This window comes from Actinomycetota bacterium (genome assembly GCA_030776625.1).
Classification (GTDB): domain Bacteria; phylum Actinomycetota; class CADDZG01; order CADDZG01; family WHSQ01; genus MB1-2.
The window spans coordinates 40430-59104 of record JALYHL010000002.1 but is presented as its reverse complement, the minus strand read 5'-3'; the positions used below and the strand labels follow the sequence as shown (position 1 = coordinate 59104).

The 18675-nt window shown below is 66.6% G+C and carries 22 protein-coding genes; 9 read left to right on the top strand and 13 right to left on the bottom strand.

The features are described 5' to 3' along the window. The first annotated feature begins 8 nt into the window (after window positions 1-8). Both M3N53_04420 and M3N53_04415 read left to right on the top strand, forming a co-directional pair. Entirely contained in the window at window positions 9-1445 is a 1437-nt protein-coding gene (locus tag M3N53_04420) for an aldehyde dehydrogenase family protein (protein MDP9067584.1), read from the top strand. A gap of 55 nt (window positions 1446-1500) precedes the next feature. Further along, on the top strand, window positions 1501-2337 hold the full coding sequence (locus M3N53_04415; GenBank protein MDP9067583.1) for an aldehyde dehydrogenase family protein: 837 nt from the start codon (window positions 1501-1503) through the stop codon (window positions 2335-2337). A 28-nt stretch (window positions 2338-2365) separates the two neighbouring features. On the opposite strand, the gene M3N53_04410 is transcribed toward M3N53_04415, so the two are convergent. The 9 genes from M3N53_04410 to M3N53_04370 form a co-directional block, all read right to left on the bottom strand. Beyond that, window positions 2366-2671 carry an ANTAR domain-containing protein gene (locus tag M3N53_04410; GenBank protein MDP9067582.1) on the bottom strand — a complete coding sequence of 102 codons (306 nt, stop codon included), beginning with the start codon at window positions 2669-2671 and terminating at the stop codon, window positions 2366-2368. A gap of 220 nt (window positions 2672-2891) precedes the next feature. Beyond that, the gene (locus tag M3N53_04405) at window positions 2892-3230 is read right to left on the bottom strand and encodes a DUF2294 domain-containing protein (protein MDP9067581.1); all 339 of its coding nucleotides are present in this window, start codon (window positions 3228-3230) and stop codon (window positions 2892-2894) included. A 129-nt stretch (window positions 3231-3359) separates the two neighbouring features. Next, window positions 3360-4139: a purine-nucleoside phosphorylase gene (locus M3N53_04400; protein ID MDP9067580.1), complete on the bottom strand. Its 780-nt coding sequence runs from the start codon at window positions 4137-4139 to the stop codon at window positions 3360-3362. Beyond that, window positions 4136-5407, bottom strand: a complete 1272-nt coding sequence (locus M3N53_04395; GenBank protein ID MDP9067579.1) for a thymidine phosphorylase — start codon at window positions 5405-5407, stop codon at window positions 4136-4138. Before M3N53_04395 ends, M3N53_04400 begins: the two co-directional genes overlap by 4 nt. Continuing rightward, complete coding sequence (locus tag M3N53_04390) at window positions 5407-5814, bottom strand: cytidine deaminase (GenBank protein ID MDP9067578.1); 408 nt, start codon at window positions 5812-5814, stop codon at window positions 5407-5409. The genes M3N53_04395 and M3N53_04390 overlap by 1 nt, the downstream gene beginning before the upstream one ends. A 34-nt stretch (window positions 5815-5848) precedes the next feature. After that, on the bottom strand, window positions 5849-6793 hold the full coding sequence (locus M3N53_04385) for an ABC transporter permease (protein MDP9067577.1): 945 nt from the start codon (window positions 6791-6793) through the stop codon (window positions 5849-5851). Beyond that, complete coding sequence (locus M3N53_04380) at window positions 6780-7973, bottom strand: ABC transporter permease (GenBank protein MDP9067576.1); 1194 nt, start codon at window positions 7971-7973, stop codon at window positions 6780-6782. The genes M3N53_04385 and M3N53_04380 overlap by 14 nt, the downstream gene beginning before the upstream one ends. Then, window positions 7973-9529, bottom strand: coding sequence for an ABC transporter ATP-binding protein (locus M3N53_04375; protein ID MDP9067575.1), 1557 nt, complete (start codon window positions 9527-9529; stop codon window positions 7973-7975). Before M3N53_04375 ends, M3N53_04380 begins: the two co-directional genes overlap by 1 nt. Window positions 9530-9537: 8 nt before the next feature. Beyond that, window positions 9538-10617 (bottom strand): BMP family ABC transporter substrate-binding protein, encoded by a 1080-nt coding sequence (locus M3N53_04370; GenBank protein ID MDP9067574.1) that lies wholly within the window; start codon window positions 10615-10617, stop codon window positions 9538-9540. Between the two features lie 124 nt (window positions 10618-10741). Here M3N53_04370 and M3N53_04365 point away from each other — a divergent pair, with 124 nt between their 5' ends. Genes M3N53_04365 through M3N53_04355 form a run of 3 tightly spaced genes read left to right on the top strand, consistent with a single transcriptional unit; the run spans window position 10742 to window position 12181 of the window. Further along, on the top strand, window positions 10742-11302 hold the full coding sequence (locus M3N53_04365) for a cob(I)yrinic acid a,c-diamide adenosyltransferase (protein MDP9067573.1): 561 nt from the start codon (window positions 10742-10744) through the stop codon (window positions 11300-11302). Continuing rightward, a complete protein-coding gene (locus M3N53_04360) occupies window positions 11299-11823 on the top strand; it encodes an NUDIX domain-containing protein (protein ID MDP9067572.1) in 525 nt (174 codons plus the stop codon). The genes M3N53_04365 and M3N53_04360 overlap by 4 nt, the downstream gene beginning before the upstream one ends. Then, complete coding sequence (locus tag M3N53_04355; protein MDP9067571.1) at window positions 11810-12181, top strand: hypothetical protein; 372 nt, start codon at window positions 11810-11812, stop codon at window positions 12179-12181. The genes M3N53_04360 and M3N53_04355 overlap by 14 nt, the downstream gene beginning before the upstream one ends. Before the next feature lie 155 nt (window positions 12182-12336). Here the strand turns inward: M3N53_04355 and M3N53_04350 are convergent, their stop codons facing one another. Together M3N53_04350 and M3N53_04345 are read right to left on the bottom strand one after the other, a co-directional pair. Next, window positions 12337-12813 (bottom strand): FABP family protein, encoded by a 477-nt coding sequence (locus M3N53_04350; GenBank protein MDP9067570.1) that lies wholly within the window; start codon window positions 12811-12813, stop codon window positions 12337-12339. A 77-nt stretch (window positions 12814-12890) separates the two neighbouring features. Next, the gene (locus M3N53_04345) at window positions 12891-14003 is read right to left on the bottom strand and encodes an HNH endonuclease (protein ID MDP9067569.1); all 1113 of its coding nucleotides are present in this window, start codon (window positions 14001-14003) and stop codon (window positions 12891-12893) included. A gap of 200 nt (window positions 14004-14203) precedes the next feature. Between M3N53_04345 and M3N53_04340 the strand changes: the two genes are divergently transcribed. Together M3N53_04340 and M3N53_04335 are read left to right on the top strand one after the other, a co-directional pair. Further along, window positions 14204-14665: an META domain-containing protein gene (locus tag M3N53_04340; protein MDP9067568.1), complete on the top strand. Its 462-nt coding sequence runs from the start codon at window positions 14204-14206 to the stop codon at window positions 14663-14665. Beyond that, complete coding sequence (locus tag M3N53_04335; GenBank protein MDP9067567.1) at window positions 14572-15039, top strand: META domain-containing protein; 468 nt, start codon at window positions 14572-14574, stop codon at window positions 15037-15039. The genes M3N53_04340 and M3N53_04335 overlap by 94 nt, the downstream gene beginning before the upstream one ends. Window positions 15040-15082: 43 nt before the next feature. Here the strand turns inward: M3N53_04335 and M3N53_04330 are convergent, their stop codons facing one another. Beyond that, window positions 15083-15619, bottom strand: coding sequence for a TlpA family protein disulfide reductase (locus M3N53_04330; GenBank protein ID MDP9067566.1), 537 nt, complete (start codon window positions 15617-15619; stop codon window positions 15083-15085). Window positions 15620-15687: 68 nt separating this feature from the next. On the opposite strand from M3N53_04330, the gene M3N53_04325 reads away from it, so the two are divergent. Both M3N53_04325 and M3N53_04320 read left to right on the top strand, forming a co-directional pair. Beyond that, window positions 15688-16833 carry an acyl-CoA dehydrogenase family protein gene (locus M3N53_04325; GenBank protein ID MDP9067565.1) on the top strand — a complete coding sequence of 382 codons (1146 nt, stop codon included), beginning with the start codon at window positions 15688-15690 and terminating at the stop codon, window positions 16831-16833. Further along, window positions 16830-17969, top strand: a complete 1140-nt coding sequence (locus M3N53_04320) for an acyl-CoA dehydrogenase family protein (protein ID MDP9067564.1) — start codon at window positions 16830-16832, stop codon at window positions 17967-17969. Before M3N53_04325 ends, M3N53_04320 begins: the two co-directional genes overlap by 4 nt. Window positions 17970-17977: 8 nt before the next feature. Here M3N53_04320 and M3N53_04315 read toward each other — a convergent pair whose 3' ends face one another. After that, window positions 17978-18619, bottom strand: a complete 642-nt coding sequence (locus M3N53_04315) for a metal-dependent transcriptional regulator (protein MDP9067563.1) — start codon at window positions 18617-18619, stop codon at window positions 17978-17980. Window positions 18620-18675 lie beyond the last annotated feature (56 nt).

The following is an 18675-nucleotide window of genomic DNA, read 5'->3' as shown; positions in this document are numbered from 1 at the left end:
ACCTACTCATGACGTCCTGGCATTACTCTCCGGCGCCCGAGTCGACCGATGTCGTCGAGATCCGGGATGACTATGGCCTCTTCATAGGTGGAGAGTTCGTCCAGCCGACTTCGGGCGAGTTCCTGAAGACGATCAACCCGGCCACCGAGGAGGTGCTGGCGGCGATCCCGGTCGCCGACGAAGAAGACGTCGACCGAGCCGTGTCTGCCGCGGGTGCTGCTTTCAAGAAGTGGTGCCGCCTCGCGGGAGCGGAACGCGCGAAGTACATCTTCCGCATCGCGCGCGTGATCCAGGAGCGGAGCCGCGAGCTAGCGGTGCTCGAAACGATGAACGGCGGGAAGCCCATCAGGGAGAGCCGCGATCTGGACGTGCCGTTGGCCGCGGCTCATTTCTTCTATCACGCAGGCTGGGCGGACAAGCTGGAGTTCGCGTTCCCCGGCCGCACGCCCCAGCCGCTGGGCGTGGCGGCGCAGATCATCCCGTGGAACTTCCCGTTGCTGATGCTGGCGTGGAAGATCGCACCGGCGCTCGCGACGGGGAACACGGTCGTCCTGAAGCCCGCGGAGACGACGCCTCTCACCGCGCTGGAGTTCGCGTCGATCTGTCAGCAGGTCGGTCTTCCGCCCGGCGTCGTGAACATCGTGACCGGTGCGGGTCCCACCGGCGGCGCTCTCGTCCGTCATCCGGACGTGCAGAAGGTGGCGTTCACCGGCTCCACCGAGGTCGGCAAGGACATCCAGCGAGCGGTCGCCGGGACCTCGAAGAAGGTCACCCTCGAGCTCGGCGGCAAGGCGGCAAACATCGTGTTCGAGGACGCCCCGCTCGACCAAGCGGTCGAGGGGATCGTGAACGGCATCTTCTTCAATCAGGGGCACGTGTGTTGCGCCGGCTCGCGCCTTCTGGTGCAGGAGTCGGTCGCGGAGCGGCTCCTGGAGAAGTTGAAGAGGCGACTCAGCACGTTGAGGCTCGGGGACCCCCTCGACAAGAACACCGACATCGGTGCGATCAACTCTCGCGCTCAACTCGACAAGATCAAAGGATTGGTCGGAGCCGGGGTCGAGGAGGGGGCCGAGCTCTACCAGGCCGAGTGCGAGCTTCCTGAGCGCGGCTTCTGGTTCCCGCCGACGATCTTCACGGGTGTGTCGCAGTCGCATCGCATCGCGCGCGAGGAGATCTTCGGGCCCGTTCTCTCCGTCTTGACGTTCCGCACCGCGGAAGAGGCGGTCGAGAAAGCGAACAACACCCCGTATGGGCTCAGCGCGGGCGTGTGGACGGAGAAGGGCTCGCGCATCCTGTGGATGGCCGACCATCTCAAGGCGGGCGTCGTGTGGGCGAACACGTTCAACCGGTTCGATCCCGCGTCGCCCTTCGGCGGCTACAAGGAATCGGGCTACGGGCGCGAGGGTGGCCGCCACGGCCTCGAGGGTTACGTGAAGTTCGCGTGATGCCGTTCTCTCTGCACATGCGCTTGCTGCGTGGTCGGTTCCGGGAGACCAGAACGTGAGCCGCGTCGAGATCCGAAAGACCTACAAGCTCTTCATCGACGGAGCCTTCCCGCGCTCGGAGTCCGGACGCAGCTACGAGGTCAACGACACCACCGGCGCGCTGCTTGCGAACGCCGTGCGTGGATCGCGCAAGGATGTCCGCGACGCGGTGAAGGCCGCGCGCAAGGCGTCCGCGAGGTGGGCGACGATCACCGGCTACAACCGCGGGCAGGTGCTGTATCGGGTGGCGGAGATCATGGAGTCGCGCCGCGACGAGCTGATCGCCGAGGTGACGCGAGCCGACGGCAAGAGGGGAGCCAGCGCGCAGGTCGATCGCGCCATCGATACCTGGGTCTGGTACGCCGGGTGGACCGACAAGGTCGCTCAGGTCATGGGTGGCATCAACCCCGTTGCGGGTCCCTACTTCAACATCACCTCGCCCGAGCCCGTCGGCGTCGCGGGCATCGTCGCACCACAGGAACCGTCGCTGCTCGGTCTCGTCGAACGACTGGCACCCGCGCTCTGCGCCGGCAACGCCGTCGTTGGGATCGCGTCCGAGAAGCGACCTCTGCCCTCGATCGCCCTCGCCGAATGTCTTGCCACCTCGGATGTCCCGCCCGGTGTCGTGAACATCATCACCGGCCTTGCGACAGAGTTGGTTCCGGCTTTGGCTTCGCACCTCGACGTAGATGTACTCGACCTGTCGGGGGTGGACCCAGATGCTCTTGCTGAGGTGGAGACCGCAGCGGCCGAGAACGTGAAACGACTCGTACGCCCTGCGAATGAACGAAGTCCCTACGAGGTCACCGCATTCCAGGAGATGAAGACGGTGTGGCACCCGAAGGGGACCTGAGGGCGCCGCGTGATCCGGCACTCGTTCGTCACGCCTCTTTACTGCCTGTGACTCTTTCTTCCCAAGCGTCCACATAGCGTTGCGCGATATCCCGCAGCTTGATGTTCGCGTTCTGCGACACGTGGACCAGCTTCATGAAAGCCTCTTCGGATCCAAGGCCCTCCTGCGCCATCAGCAGGCCGACCGCTTGCCCGATCGTGGTCCGCGTGAGCAGCGCTTCCTCGAGCTGTGCCACCTGCGCCTTCGCTCCGGCCAGCGCACTCTCGACATCGTCGAGGTATGACTGGATCTTCGAGTCGACCGTGCTGCCGGCTATGGCGTCTGACTCAGCCAACGCCACCGCTCGTGTCGGGGAGTTCGGGAACCGATCTGCCGCCGCGGTCCGAGACCGCGGTGCTGTACAGCCGTTGCATCCGACCTCCCAGCTCGAGGTTCGCCTCGCCTGTTCCGCCGGAACCAACGAGGCGCCCCTAGTAGCCCACCGAAGCCGCGGCCCTACCCGTGTGGGTGTTGCCTTGGCACCGCGTCAGATTACCGCTGGTCTGGTCCTCGCGCTAGGAGGGGGCCTCGCCATCGAGGTTCTCGAGCAGGAAGATCTCGAACGAGTAGTCGGGGTTGAACACGATCTGGCTCTGGTACTGCACGACCTTTCGGTCGGTCAGCTGCTCGACCGCGTTCGTGAACGCGTCGCTCATCTGTTCCTGGAACCTAAGCCGAACCTGTCTCACCAAACCCTCGTCGCCGGACTCGATCAGGGTCTGTTCGATCTTCGTTATGCCGCCCTTGAGCACCACGAACAGGAAGTTGTCGTTCAGATACGACTTCGCCTCGACCGCGCCCTTGCCATAGTGCTGCGCCTTAAGACGAACCATCTCGCGCGAGATCGCCGCCAATGTTTCCCCTGATAGGTGTTGTGGCATGAGCTCCCGCGATCTGTGTGAGGTCCAAACCTGGACCTCCGGAACCCATACCCATCGAACCTGCGCGGTAACAGCCGACGGGAAGGCGTCGCAGGAGAGGCGTCAGATCCGCGGGATCAGCTGGCGCAACAACGCGTGAATGGGGCCCGCCGCTCCCGCGCCGACGCGGGCGACCTCCTCGTGGGTGGGCTCTTCGGTGCTCAGACCCGCGGCCAGGTTGGTGACGAGGGACAAGCCCAGCACACGGGCGCCGAGATAGCGCGCCATGATCGCTTCCAGCACGGTCGACATACCCACGAAGTCGGCACCAAGCGTCGCGAGCATCCGCACCTCTGCGGGCGTCTCGTAGGCCGGCCCGAGGAGCCCCGCGTAGACACCCTCCCCGAGCGTCGGGTCCACCTCCCGCGCCAGAGCCCGTAGCGCGGGGTCATAGACCTCGATCATCGAGGGGAAGCGAGGGCCCCTCCCGTCGTGGGGGCCGATCAACGGAGACGTGCCGGTGAGGTTCAGCTGATCCGAGATCAGGTAGGGCGTGCCGACCTGCAGGTCGGGGCGGATCCCGCCCGCGGCGTTCGTAAGGATGATCGTGTCGCATCCCGCTTCGACCGCCAGCGATACCCAGCGAGTGACGGTGCTTGCGTCATGGCCCTCGTAGAGATGCACGCGTCCGGAGAACAACAGGACGCCCGCGCCGGCGATCTCTCCCGCGTAAAGCGCGCCCTCGTGTCCGGCGACGGTCGAGGTCGGCATCCCGGCGATCGCGCTGTACGGGATCGGAGCTCCGCCGACGGGTTCTCCGCCGCGCCCTCCGAGACCCGAGCCCAGCGCGACCGCGACCTTGTACCTGGCCCTCCCGGTCACCTCCGCGATGGTCGCGCTCACGCGCCGATCCTCTCGATGATCAGCGGCCGCGGCTCCGGCGGTTCGTTGCCGATCGCGATGCCGCTTTGCAGCGCGTTCAGCGCGTGGTCGAACCGCGTCGGATCGTCAGCGTGTAGCTCGAGCACCGGCTGGCCCTCTTCGACCGCGTCCCCCGGTTTGGCCAGACACACGACTCCCGCGGCAGCGCTCACCGGGTCTTCCTTGCGCGTGCGGCCCGCGCCGAGCCGCCACGCTGCGATTCCTACGGCACGAGCATCTAAGCGCTGGATGTATCCGCTCGTCGGGGCGAGTACCGTCCGGCGCTCGGACGCTTCAGTGAGGGGGGCCGCCGGGTCGCCGCCCTGCGCGCGGATCATCTGGTCGTACTTCCGCTGCGCGCTGCCGTCTTCGAGTGCGGCTGCGGGGTCGGCATCTACACCGGCGAGCGTCAGCATCTCTCTCACGAGAGCCAGCGTTATCTCGCGTAGGTCAGGTGGGCCGCCCCCCTTCAGACACTCGACCGACTCCGTCACCTCCATCCCGTTGCCCGCGGCGCGACCCAGAGGCGTGTCCATGTCGGTGAGCAAAGCGCTGGTCTTCACTCCGTGCGCGTTTCCGAGCTCGACCATCGTTTCTGCGAGTCGCCGCGCTGACTCGAGGTCCGGCAAGAACGCACCCGAGCCGACCTTGACGTCCAACACCAGCGCGTCGGTTCCCTCGGCGATCTTCTTCGACATGATCGACGACGCGATCAGCGGGATCGACTCGACGGTGCCTGTTACGTCCCGCAGCGCATACAGCTTCTTGTCGGCGGGCGCCAGCGAGCCGCCGGCGGCGCAGATGACGCAGCCGACGTCGCGAAGGATCCGCAGCATCTCGTCCCGTTCCAGATCCGCCCGCCACCCGGGGATCGCCTCCAGCTTGTCGAGCGTGCCGCCGGTGTGACCGAGTCCACGGCCCGACAGCATCGGGTCGGCGATCGCACAAGCTGCAGCCAGGGGGGCCAGGATCAGCGACACCTTGTCGCCGACACCTCCGGTCGAGTGCTTGTCGGCGGTGGGGCGGCCGACAGACGAGAGGTCGAGCCTCTCACCCGACGTCAGCATCGCGTCGGTCCAAACTTTCAACTCGGCTGGATCCATTCCGCGCCACACGATCGCCATCAACAGTGCCGAAGCCTGCTCCGGTGCGACCGCGTCCTGCGTGTAAGCGTCGATGAACCAGCGGATCTGCTCCTCCGATAGGACACCGCCATCTCGCTTCGTACGGATGACGTCGATCACGTCCATCAACGAGTCTCGTCGCGGGATTCGAGGTCATCGACCGAGAACGAGTCCGGTAGCAACTCCGATAGCGGCCGCGGCCCGGATGCACCGTCCACCATCAGGTCGCTGCCGCCGGCCTCCAGCAGGAGCTGCCTGCAGCGGCCACAGGGGGCGAGGATGGTGCCGTCCGCATGCATCGCGCTCACCGCGACGAGGCGCCCACCGCCGGAGTTGTGCAGCTGCGAGACGACCCCGCATTCGGCGCACAGCGATATCCCATACGAGGCGTTCTCCACGTTGCAGCCGGTTATGAGGCGGCCGTCGTCGACGAGCGCGGCCGCACCGACGCGGAACTTCGAGTAGGGGGCGTACGAGCGTTCGGTCGCGGCATGTGCAGCTTTCCGCAGTTCGTCCCAGTCGATCGTGCTCATGTTCCTCCGTTCTTGCGACAAGCCTGCGCGCCGCTTAGAGCCTTCCTCCGCCCCCCTCGTAGGCGCGCCCGGCGGCCGCGGGAGGCTGGACTCGTCCGACGAATCCTGCGATCGCGATCATCGTCACTACGTAAGGGATCATCCGGATGAACTGCTCCGGCATGAGCGAGATGACCGGCGCATCGCTCAACCGGAGCGGGACGGCCTGTGCGAAACCGAACAAAAGCGCGCCGAACATCAGCGACACCGGTCTCCAGTTCCCCAGGATCAGCGCCGCGATCGCGATGAACCCGAGTCCTTGCGTCTGGCCCTCGTGGTACAGCTGGTTGACCTCGATCGCGAGGAACGCGCCCGACAACCCGCCGAGCACGCCCGAGAGGCCCACGCCCGCGTACCGGAGCGGCGCCACGCGGACGCCGACGCTGCGGGTTGCGTCCGGGTTCTCACCTGCAGAACGAAGCCGCAAGCCGAAGCGCGTGCGGTTCAAGACGAATAGGACGGGGATCGTGAGCAGGAACGCCAGCGGGACGATCGGTGACATCTCCTGGAAGGCGCGCCCGAGCCCGAGCGGCAGGGAGGACAGGAGCGGAACGTCGAACTTCTCGAAGTCAGGGATGCTCGGCTCCGACTGCGTCGCTTGCCCGAAGAAGGTCTGCGCGAAGAAGCGGCCCATCCCGACCGCCACGACGTTGATCACCACGCCGGAGACGATCTGGTCGACGCGGAAAGTGACCGTCGCCAGAGCGTGCACGAGAGACAGTGCCAGTCCACTCGCTGCCCCGATCAGGAGTCCGGCAACGGGCCCCCACTCCAGCGTTCCCCACGCGCCCATGACGGCGCCGATGATCATGATCCCCTCGAGCCCGATGTTCACGATGCCGGAGCGCTCGCTGAACAGTCCGCCCAGGCCGGCGAGATAGATGATCGTGAAGTAGCGGAAGCCGATCGCGATCGCGACTCCGAGGTCAAGAAGCGGCATGCTCGCCTGCCTTTGCCGCGGTCTCGAGCGACTTCTCCTCCGCGCGCACCGCGCGCTGCCGCCTCCGCGCTATGCCCCTCCGCACCAGCTCGTACGCCACAACCACCGACAGGATCAAGATGCCCTCGAGGATGATGAGAGTCTCGGTGGGGAGCTCGAAGCTGACCGCGATGCCGTCCTGACCGCGCGCGAGAAGTCCCAGAAGCGTTCCCGCCAGCGCGATGCCGACGGGATGGTTGCGGCCGAGAAACGCGACGGTGATCCCGGCGAAGCCGAGACCGATCTCGTAGTTGTGCGCGAGGTAGCCGCGGTCACCGAGGAGGCCGTTCAGCCCGACGAGCCCCGCGAGCGCGCCCGAGATCACGAACGCCTTCACCTGCAATGCCTGGATCGAGATTCCACCGGCCTCGGCCGACCCACCCGAGGAACCGATGGCGCGGATCTCGTAGCCGAGGCGCGTCCTGAACAACAGGAACCAGACGATGACGCAGGCAAGGAGCGCCACCGGGAACAGCCAGGTGAGGTGGACCGACCCCGGGATCTGGTCCTCCAGCCCGAGCGCAGCCGAGAGTCGCGGCACCAGAGCCTTCGGCGTGAAGATGTCCGTTCTCAGGTCCACCAGGCCCTCATCCGCGCTGCGCAGTGGGTTGAGCAGCGCCCACGCGACGAGGCTGACGGCGATCCCGTTCATCATGATCGTGGTCACCACTTCGTGTGCGCCGGTCTTCACCTTCAGGACGCCCGGAATCGCCGCCCATACGACGCCGGCGAGCATCGCTGCAACGATGACGACGGGTAGCAGGATCACGCCCGGCAGTGCGTCCAGTGAAACCGCGGCCGCGGCTGCCGCCATCATCGCCACGATGTACTGGCCTTCTACGCCGATGTTGAACAGGCCCGCTTTGAACGCGACCGCCACCGCGAGGCCCGAGAAGATCAGCGGCGTCGCGTTGGCGAACACACGGGCTACGTCCGATACCTCAGAGGTGCCGTAGACCCAGATGATCCGGTACACCTCCAGCGGGTCCACGCCGTAGGCCCTGATGATCGCGGCGCCCACGAGGCCGGCGAAGAGGAACGCGCCGGCGAGGGCCAGCAGTTGTCCGGCCAGGAACTCGATCCACGGAGACCGCACGCGTGGCGGGGCAGCGACCGCGGATGAAGCGCTCGACGCAGCCATCAGCCCGCCCTCTCCTCACGGCGGCCGTCGCGGCGCCCGCCGGTCATGCCGAGCCCGATCTCGTCCGGCGGCGCGTCGGGTGGGTACTCGCCGGTGATCCGGCCCTCGTAAAGCGTCATGATCCGATCAGACAGCTCGTAGATCTCGTCGAGCTCCGCCGAGATCAGCAACACGGCGCGCCCGGCCGCTTTCTGCTCGAGGATCTGTGCCCAGACGAACTCGATGGCGCCGACGTCCAGGCCGCGGGTCGGCTGGTGCGCGACCAATAGCACTGGATCGTCCTCGAGCTCGCGCGCCAGGATCAGCTTCTGCTGGTTTCCTCCGGACAACGTGGCCGCCTCGACGCTGATGCTGCGCGCACGCACGTCGAACTCCTTGATCAGGCGCGTGGCGAGCGACTTGATCTTCTTGATCGCCAGAACGCCGAGTTTCCCTGCGTACTCCTTCTTGTCTTGGCGCCCGAGCACCGAGTTCTCCCACAGGCTCATGTCGAGCACGAGGCCGCGCCCGTGGCGGTCCTCCGGCACGTACGCGACGCCGTGACGCCTTACCTCCGCAACCGAGCGACCGGTGACGTCGACACCGCCGACGATCACGCGACCGGCATCGGCATGTCGCAGCCCCAGCACCGCTTCGGCCAGCTCGCGCTGCCCGTTGCCCTCGACTCCGGCGACGCCGACGATCTCTCCCGCGCGGACCTCCAGGTCGATCCCGTTGACCTGCCCCGCCACCTCTAAACCTTCCAACGTCAACAGGGGCTCGCCGAGCGCGACGTCGGGCTTCTTCAACCGGAACAGCACGGGGCGCCCGACCATCATCTCGGCGAGCTTCTCCTTGGACGTGCTGGCCGGTGACGTCTCGCCCACGACCCTGCCCCTGCGCAGCACCGTGATCCGGTCGGCGATCTCGAGCACCTCATCCAGCTTGTGACTGATGAAGATGATCGACTTCCCGTCGGCCTTCAGGCTCCTCAGGTTGTCGAACAGGTCTTCTGCTTCGCTGGGGGTGAGCACCGCCGTGGGCTCGTCGAGGATCAAGACGTCGATGCCGCGATACAGCGCCTTCAAGATCTCGACGCGTTGCTGCTGACCGACCGAGAGATCCTCTACCCGTGCCCGGGGATCTACGGCGAAGCCATACGAGGTGGCGAGCTCCCGCACGCGTTTCTCGGCGCTCGCGTAGTCGACGACGGCCGCCCCCTCGCCCCCCAGCACCACGTTCTCGGTGACGGTGAAACGCTCTACGAGCACGAAGTGCTGGTGCACCATGCCGATCCCGAGGGCGATGGCGTGTCTCGGTGACGAGATCTTGACCTCGCTGCCCCGGACCTCGATCCGGCCCTCGTCCGGCGGATAGAGGCCGTAGAGCACGCGCATCAGCGTCGACTTGCCCGCGCCGTTCTCGCCCACCAGCGCGTGGACCTCGCCGGCGCGGAGCGACAGATCGACGTTCTCGTTAGCGACGATCCCCGGGAACCGCTTGGTGACGCCGACCAGAGAGATGAGCGGAGGGCCCTCAGGGCCCTCCGATGATGCGTCCGATGCGGTGGTGGTCACTGCGCCGGCTACGGCTTCTCCGGAACGCTGATCTCGCCGTCGATTATCTGTTGCTTGAACTCGTCCAGCTTGGCCTGGATCTCGGCCGACAGGAGCTGGTCGTTGTCGTTGAACTCGTTCACCGCGTAGTCGACGCCCTCATCTTCGAGCCCGAACACCTGCGTCCCAGACTTGAAGCTCCCCTCCACGACCTGCGTGATGGCGTCGTACACCGCGGTGTCGACCCGCTTCAGCATCGAGGTCAAGATCAGCTCCTGCTCGGCGGGGCTCGCGGTTAGGGACTGGTCCGAGTCGACGCCGATGGCGAGCTTGTCTGCCTCGACCGCGGCCTTGAACAGCCCGAGGCCCGACTGGCCGGAGGCGTGATAGATGACGTCGGCGCCTGCGTCGTACATCTTCTGCGACAGGGCCTCGCCTTTCGTGGGATCGACGAACGCCTGGACCGAGTCGCCGATGTATTCCGACAGGACCTTGATGTTCGGGTCGACGGCCTCTGCTCCGGCGATGTAACCGGCCTCGAACTTCTCGATCAGGCCTGTGCCTTCCTGGCCGCCGAGGAAGCCGATCGTGCCGGTCTCGGACTTCATCGCTGCCGCCGCGCCTACGAGGAAGGAGCCTTCGTGTTCCTTGAATGTCAGGTTGGCGACGTTGTCCGCCTCGGCCGCGAACCCATCGATCACCCCGAAGAACTGATCCGGGTAGTCGCCCGCGATCTTGTCGATCCCGGGCGAGAAGGAGAAACCGATCCCGAGGATCAAGTCATACCCGCTGTCGGCCAGGTTCACGACGTTGTTGTCGCGGTTCGACCCGGTCTGGTTCGTCTCGATCAGCTTCGTGTTCTCCTCCGCGATCAGACCCTCGTCGATCGCCTGCTGCAGACCGCGGTTGGCGGCGTCGTTGAAGGACTTGTCTCCGAGCCCACCGACATCTAGCGCGAGGCCGACCTTGATGTCGCTCTGAGCCTCGGCGGCCGCACCGGCGTCTCCCCCAGCATCGGTCGGCGTGGTGGCCTTTTCTCCTCCGCACGCCGCCGCCAGCAGCATCAGCGCGAACGCTCCCGCGATCCAGCTCGATCTCTTCAAACTCAACGGACCTCCCCTCGTCCGAGCGTCATCTCGGGTCTTTCTTGCGAGCATATCGACGGGCCTTCGTGCGCGGAATCCAGTTCAAGAGATCGCGGCTTCGATGGGCCGCGGGGATAGGGTCGCCTTCGTGCCGAGGATCTACACGAAGAAGGGCGACGACGGAACGACGGGGCTGCTGTACGGGGGCCGCGTCGCCAAGGACGACCTGCGAACGCAGGTCTACGGGACGCTGGACGAGACCGTGTCCGCGCTCGGCGTCGCCCGGGCCGGTGGGTTGGTTCCGAGGGTCGAGGAGATCGTGATCCGGCTTCAGCGCGAGATGTTCATCGCGGGGGCCGAGCTGGCGACCTCTGAGGAGAACCGCTCGAAGCTGCAGCCCGGGATCTCCAAGGTGGATGGCTCTATGACGGCGCAGGCCGAGGCGGACATAGACGCCCTGCTGGAGGAACATCCGCTGCGCCCCGAGTTCGTGCTCCCCGGTGAGACGCTGGGAGCGGCCGGGATCGACCTAGCGCGGTCCACGGTGCGACGAGCGGAGCGGCAAGCCGTGGCTCTCGATCGTCAGGGCGCGCTCGGCGACCCCGAGGTGCTGCGCTACCTGAACCGGGTGTCGGACCTGCTCTTCGCGTTGGCCCGCTACGAGGAAGCCGAGCGAGGGAAGGCCGCGCCTCCGTCGCGGCGCACGTGAAGCCGTTCCACTTCTGTCCGGCATGCGCAACGCGGTTGCAGGACGCGGAGCAAGGTTCGAAGAGCTGTCTCTCGTGTGGACGGTCCTGGTATCGGAACTCCGCCCCCGCGGTGGGGGCGGCGATCGTCGAGGGGGGCAAGGCGCTAGTAACGCGGCGGGCGATCGAGCCGGAGAAGGGCCGATACGACATCCCTGGAGGCTTCCTCGCCGGCGGCGAGCATCCGATCGACGGCCTGAAGCGAGAGCTGCGAGAGGAGCTGGGGCTCGAGATAGAGGTGAGTGTCGACGACTGCGTCTCGATGGTGCCGCACACGTACGGGCCCGAGGGCGAGTTCGTGCTGGCGATCGGCTTCCTCGCGGCTCGGGTGGCGGGCGAGCCGCGGGCGGCAGACGATGTCGCCGACTTCGCCTGGGTGGATCCAGAAGAGCTGGAGGCTCTTGATTTCGCGTGGGAGCACGATCGACAGGTGGTCCGGAACGCCCTGAGGCGAGCAAAGGAGGAACGACATGGAGGATCGTGATGTTGCGAGGCTGCTTGCATGGGGTCGGATCGCCATAGGCGGGGCGCTGTTCCTGGCGCCGAAGAAGGCCGCGACCTTGTGGAGCGGCGAAGAGCAGCCCGCGTTTCCGAACAACATGATCGTGCGCGGGCTGGGCGCGCGTGATGTGATCCTTGGCGCCGGTACGGCCGTCGCGCTCGAGAGCGGCGGCTCCGCGAGCAGCTGGCTCCAGGCCTGCGCCGCGGCGGACGCGAGTGATGCCGTCGGTACCCTCAGCGCCTTCCGCGATCTCCCGAAGGGCCGGGCGCTCTTGTACCTAGCGACGGAGATCGGCGCAGCCGTACTGGGCTTGAGCCTGGCAGAGTCACTGGAGAGCTAGCCGCACGCCGGGCCATACGGCCGCGACGAGACCCGGACGGGGACAGCGTGCGCGGAGGTGCGGTACAGACGTGTTCACCGCCTAGTACTGGCGGCTACACCGGCGTTGGAGGACGGGTCGTGTAGCGGGCGGGACGGCGCTAACCAGGTACGCGACTAGGCGTCGGTCTTCTGCAGCGTGGCCACGAGGTGGTCCTGCAGCGGGTGGCCGCCGTAAGCCATACCGATCGTGTAGCGCAGAACCTCGTCTTCCACCTCGAACGCGCGCGAGATGGCGTCGACCGTCTTCGCGGTCGAGGTCTTGGTGATCCTCGTGCTGACCACCTCTAGCCGCTGCCCCGTGATCGTGCCCTCGCCGATCTCTGCCACTCCGAATGCGTGCGCGACGACGATCTCGACCTTGCCGTCGCCCACGAGCCGGACGAAGCCGTTCTCGGAGTGCATCGGGCGTCCAGTTTCCGGCTGCCACGTCCGCTGGGAGTACACGAGGAACGCCCGGCCGGTGTGGGTAAAGAGCGCCTCTTCTTCGTAGGTGAACTCCGGCACGGTGGGATAGAACCCGCGCCCCTGCCCCCGCCACGTCCCGAGCAAGAACGCCAACGGCTGCAGCTGCTCCAAAACAGGCGCGTTCACGGCTTCAACCTAGTGCGTGCTGCTACGGACTGTCACGGAGAAACCCCTTCGTCAGCTTTGGGCTCGTCGAGAACACCTCAGGGCTCCGGTGGTTTGAGCTTGCCGGCGCGGCGATCCCGTTCCGTCTTTGCCTGGTGGCAGCGCCAGCAGCGCGGTTTCACATTCTTCGTAGACGTGGGACCCCCCGCGACGCGCGGCTCCACGTGGTCGAACTCGGTGCGGAAGCGATTGCCGCAGTCGACGCACCCGACGCCGTCGAACCCCGGCGGCTCCCCCAGCTCGAGCGCAATGCCGACCTCGACCGGGATCGAGCGCGACCAGCGCCGGAACCGACGGAGGTCCTTTCCGTCGTAGAACACCCCGCTCAGGAATGCATCGTGAGCGATCTCCTTTGCCACCTGCGGCGAGACCGGACCGATGCCCGGGATCTTGCACACCTCGCGTTCTCGCACGTCGCTCCAACCCCGCTCGGCGACCTCGTGGCTGACGACGACCACTAGCTCCGGGCGCCGAGCACGACCTGTGCCGGAGCCGGAGAGGAGCGCGGCGTAGGCATCGGCCAGATGCGCCTCGAACGGCCCGTCCTCGCCCTTCTGCTTCGCCTTGCGCGCGAGACGCGCCGCCTCGGCTTCGGCCCGCGCCACGATGGGCGTCCCGACATGCGGCTCCAGCGCGAGGTGGACGTGCACCATCCCGAGCTCGTCGCTATAGCTGCGAGCGCTGCGTGCGTCCCGCTGGCGCTCCGCGAGACCACGGTGTTGCTCGGCTTCGAGCTTCACTTTCCGGGCTTTCTCTCTGAGCACGTGGAAGGCCTCGTCTTGCGCGACCGCCACCAGCTCCTTGGCGGCTCCCGGAGCGGACTCTTCGGCCTTCGCGATCTCGCTGGCCTGATCCAGAGAGATGTGGCCGTGCTGCAACGCAGCGGCCAGCTCCGGCGCGCCCTCCAGAACCTTCGCAGTGGCAACGGTGTCTTTCGCCCGCGTGACGGAGGTCCCGGTAACGCGCGCCAGCTCCGTGGCGCCCGCGACCTTGCGCGAGAGCGCGGCAACGCCGAACGCCGCCAGCTTCTCGGCGTGCGCGTACGCCTCCAGCAGCCTCTTCGCATCCGATGCACCCACGAGCTCCGGCTGCAGGTTCGCGTTCGCCTTCTCGAGCAGCTCGATCGCCTCGTCGACGTGACTGAATCCCATGCATGTAATTATCCCGTGTGGATACGACAGTTTTCAGCCGAGACCGGCCGTTCTAGAGGACTCACCTGAGATTTTTCTTGGGGGACGTCGATGATCGAAGTTCGGACCGGCAGGAAGCTTCCAGCTCAACCGCGGCCTGCGCGTAGTGAGGATCGACCGCGCCGGCGCGGAACCAGGACGGCTTCTAGAACGTCTGATCGATGATGACGAACCTTGGTATCGGGCTCTTGCTGGCCACTTGCCTCTTCGCCACGTGCACCGGTGATCCATCCCCGGCCCCGCCGGAAGCCGCGGCTCCCGCCACACCGCCGAAGGCCGCGGCCCCCGCCACTAGCGACAACGACCCAGCCCCCTACGAGCGGATCTGGGCGCTCGACTCGGGGCGTGGCCCCGCGGGGGACATCCCGATCCTGGACGAGTGGGACATCACGTTGGAGATCGACGGCCCCCGTGTGAGCGGCCGCTCCGCCTGCAACTCGTACGGCGGCAAGGTGACGATCTCCCGCTCGAGCTTCGACGTCGGCGGTCTGGCCGGGACGGAGATCGATGTGCGGGCGACGTCGCGGTCGTGGAGGAGAGATACCTCGACGCGCTGCAGGCGGCAGACACGATCACTAGAGACGGCGACGGGCTCTCGCTCACCGGCAACGACACCGAGTTGATCTTCGTTGCCGTGGGTCCTCCTCCGACCGCGCAGCTCGTGGGAACGAAGTGGCACCTGGAAACGCTGCTACAGCCCCGTGGTCTCGAGCACCCCGCGAGCTCCGCCGCTCCGGCCGCGCTGACGCTGTCCCGCGACGGCACCTTCACCGGGTCTACCGGTTGTCGCCGGCTGCAAGGCGAGTGGATCGAGAACCTCAACGAGATCTTGTTCACGTCGATGGAGGTGCTGGGGAACTGCCCACGAGACCTAAGGGCGCAGGACAGCCACGTGGTCGGAGTCCTCGGCGACGGCTTCACAGCAGAGGTCGACGACCGACAGCTCACCATCATCAATGGCCGAGGTGGCGGCGGACTCGTCTACCGAGCGCCCTAGCGCTACGCGCGGGTTCTATCCATCGCCGCTGAAGTAGCGAAGGCTAGAGCGCGGTCTCGATCGCTTCTTTGAGCGCTTCGTACGTAACCGGGCCATCGAAGCGGTCGGCTATGCCGCCGTCCTGATCGATAACGATCGTTACCGGCTGGTACGGGACCTCGTACGCGTCCCACACCTCGGGCGCGTGAGCCATCGCGTACGGCACATCGAGGTCCTCCACGTAGCGCTTACCAGCCTCCACTGAGTCGTTGTTCGAGACGCCCGCGAAGACAACGTCTCCTTCGTATTCCTCAGCCAACTGGTTGAGGTGCGGCTGCTCCGCTTGGCACTGCAGTCACCACGACTCCCAGAAGTTCAGCACGACGGGAGTCCCGCGCTGGTCTCCGAGCGAAAAGGTTCCACCCTCGAAGGTCGTGACGGTGAAGTCCGGGGCCGCCTCGGTCGCAGCACCCGCCGGGGACCGGGACGAGGCTGTTTCCTGGTTCGATGGAGGTCCTGCCGCGGGAGACGACTGTTGCGCGGAACCACACGCAGAGGTGAGCAGGCTCACGAGGGCGAACGTGACGATGAAGCGGCGCATATGCCGATGATGCCAGCGCCACGATTTTAAGAAAGGTCGTTCGCCGCGACCTGCTCTATGTTTCGCGGATGCCGCGATGGCCGTTCTCCGACGAACACGACCAGCTTCGCAAGAGCATCCGCGACTTCGTCGAGGCGGAGCTGGCTCCCCACGCCGACGAGTGGGAGGAACAAGGAGACTTCCCCGACTGGGTCTTCAGCCGGATGGGCGAGCTGGGCTTCCTCGGGGTGGCGTATCCAGAGGAGTACGGCGGCGGTGGCGGCGACTACCTGTGCAACATCGTCCTCGCCGAGGAGATGTGCCGTTGCAACTCCGGCGGGGTGGCGATGGCGGTCGCGGTGCAGACGGACATGGCGGTACCGCCGGTCTTCAAGTTCGGAACCGAGGAACAGAAGCAGCGGTATCTCATCCCGGCGCTCAGGGGCGAGAAGATCTTCTGCCTCGGCATCACCGAGCCAGATGCCGGTTCCGATGTCGCCGGGATCAAGACGACCGCGCGCAAGGTGGACGGCGGCTGGGTCGTGAACGGCTCCAAGATCTTCATCACGAACGGCCGGCGCGCACACGCGATGACGCTCGTGGCGAAGACGGATCGCGACGCGGGGCACCAGGGGATGTCGCTGTTCCTGGTCGATACCGAGACACCGGGCTTCCACGTCGCCCGGACGCTGGACAAGCTCGGGATGAGGACGAGCGATACGGCCGAGATCACATTCACCGACATGTTCCTGCCGGACGAAGCGCTGCTCGGCAACGAGGGTGAGGGCTTTTACAACATCTCGTGGGAGCTCCAAGGCGAGCGTTTGGTCGGTGCGGCCGGGTCCATCGAGGGTGCGCGGCGCTCGTTCGAGGCGGCGCTCGCGTACGCGACGCAGAGAGAGACCTTCGGCAAGCCGATCGGCAAGCACCAGGCCATCCGGCACGCGCTTGCCGAGATGGCCACCGAGATCGAGGCCGCTCAGCAGCTCGTTTACGCCGCCGCCTGGAAGGTGAACCAGGGTGAGTACCCCGTCCGCGAGATCTCCATGGCGAAGCTGCTCACCGGCGAGGTGGCTTGGCGCACCGCCGACAAAGCTCTGCAGATCTTCGGCGGCTACGGCTACACGATGGACTTTCCGATCCAGCGCGCCTGGCGCGACTCGCGGCTGATCAGGATCGGCGGCGGAGCCGACGAGGTGATGCGGGAGGTCATCGGAAGGATCGAAGGCCTGTGACAGATCTCTTCGCGCCCCACCACGAAGAGCTTCGACATCACGTCCGGAGCTTCGTCGAGCGCGAGCTGGCGCCACACGCGCAGGAGTGGGAGAGACAAGAGGCGTTCCCGCGCGAGGTGTTCCGGCGCGCCGGTGAGGTCGGCCTCTTCGGCTGCAAGTATCCACCCGAACTGGGGGGCTCCGGCCCCGACTTCATAGCCGACGCAGTCGTGACGGAAGAGATTGCCCGCTGCGGGTCAGGCGGCGTCGCCGCGTGCCTGGGCGCGCACAAGGACCTCGCCTCCCTGTACGTCGCGAAGTTCGGCAACGAGGAGCAGCGCGCGCGGTGGCTTCCGCCGGCGCTGGCGGGCGAGGCGATCGGCGCGCTCGCGGTGACGGAGCCCGACGCCGGCTCCGACGTCGCCGCCATCAAGACCACGGCGCGTCGCAACGGCGACGGGTGGATCCTCAACGGGACCAAGATCTTCATCACCAACGGCGCCTGGGCGGACTTTCTCGTCGTCGCGGCCAAGACAGATCCCGACGCGGGTCACAAGGGCCTAACCCTCTTCGTGGTCGACGCCGCCAGCGCGGGTTTCAGTGCCGGGAAGATCCGCATGCTCGGGTGGCGCTCCGGCCAGACCGGCGAGCTCGCCTTCTCCGACTTGGAGATCCCCGACTCGCACCGGCTCGGAGAGGAGGGCTCGGGCTTCCTCGCGATCATGCAGAACTTCGCGTGGGAGCGGCTAGTGATGGCGCTGGCGCAGGTTGCGGCTGCACAGCGGACGTACGAGCTGGCGAAGACGTACTCGCTGGAGCGCAGCGCCTTCAACCGCCCGATCGGCAAGTTCCAGGTGTGGCGCCACCGCTTCGCGGAGATGGCGACGCGGATCGAGGCCGGCCGCGCGATGACCTATAACTCGCTGCGTCTGTACGCGGCGGGGGAGAACCCGATCCGGGAGGTGGCGATGGCGAAGCTCTACACGAGCGAGCTCGCATTCCACGTTGCGGACGAATGCGTCCAGATCCACGGCGGCTACGGCTACATCACCGAGTTCCCGGCAGAGCGGGCGCTGCGCGACTCGCGGCTCGGCCCCATCGGTGGCGGAACGTCTGAGATCATGAGAGAGATCATCGGCCGCACCTACGGCCTGTAAGCGCTGGGTTAAGCGTCCTCCGCGCTCACTCGCACCAGCCCCGCGACCTCCCGGCTGACCGACGTGATCCCCTCGTCCGTCTCGACCGTCAGCGGGCCGTGCAGCGGAGAGATGTCCTTGATCCCGATCTCCGCCCCGGGGCGGATCCCGATGGAGTCCAGGTAAGGAAGCACCTCTTCCTTCACCTCCGAGATCTGAGCCACGGTCCCGCGGGCGCCGGCTCCCAGATCCGTCAGGCGCTGCAAGGAACGGAGGTCCACCGGACAGATCGGGTGACCGTGAGGGCAGTAGTCGGGGTAATCGAGCGACTGCGCCATCGCTTCCTCGACCCGGGCCGAGATCGCGTGTTCGATCTTGTGCGCCTCCGCGTGAACCTCGTGCCACGCCATGCCGAGCTTCTGCACCAGCAGGCACTCGACCAACCGGTGCCGCCGGAGCATCGTGTGCGCGAGCCTGCGACCGTCCGGCGTGAGCAGGATGTCGCCGCCCTTCTCGCGGGTGAGGTACCCCTCTCCGGCGAGTCGCTTCAGCATCTCGGACGCCGAGGGGAGAGAGACCTCCAGGGTGCGCGCCAAGACGGTCGCCGTGATCCGATCCCCGTCTTCCTCGAGCCGCTTGATCTCCTCGAGGTAGTCCTCGACGCCTCTCACGCGGGAAACGCTACCTTCCGCGCCTCCGCTGGGGAACTTTGCCGCCCGAGACCGCC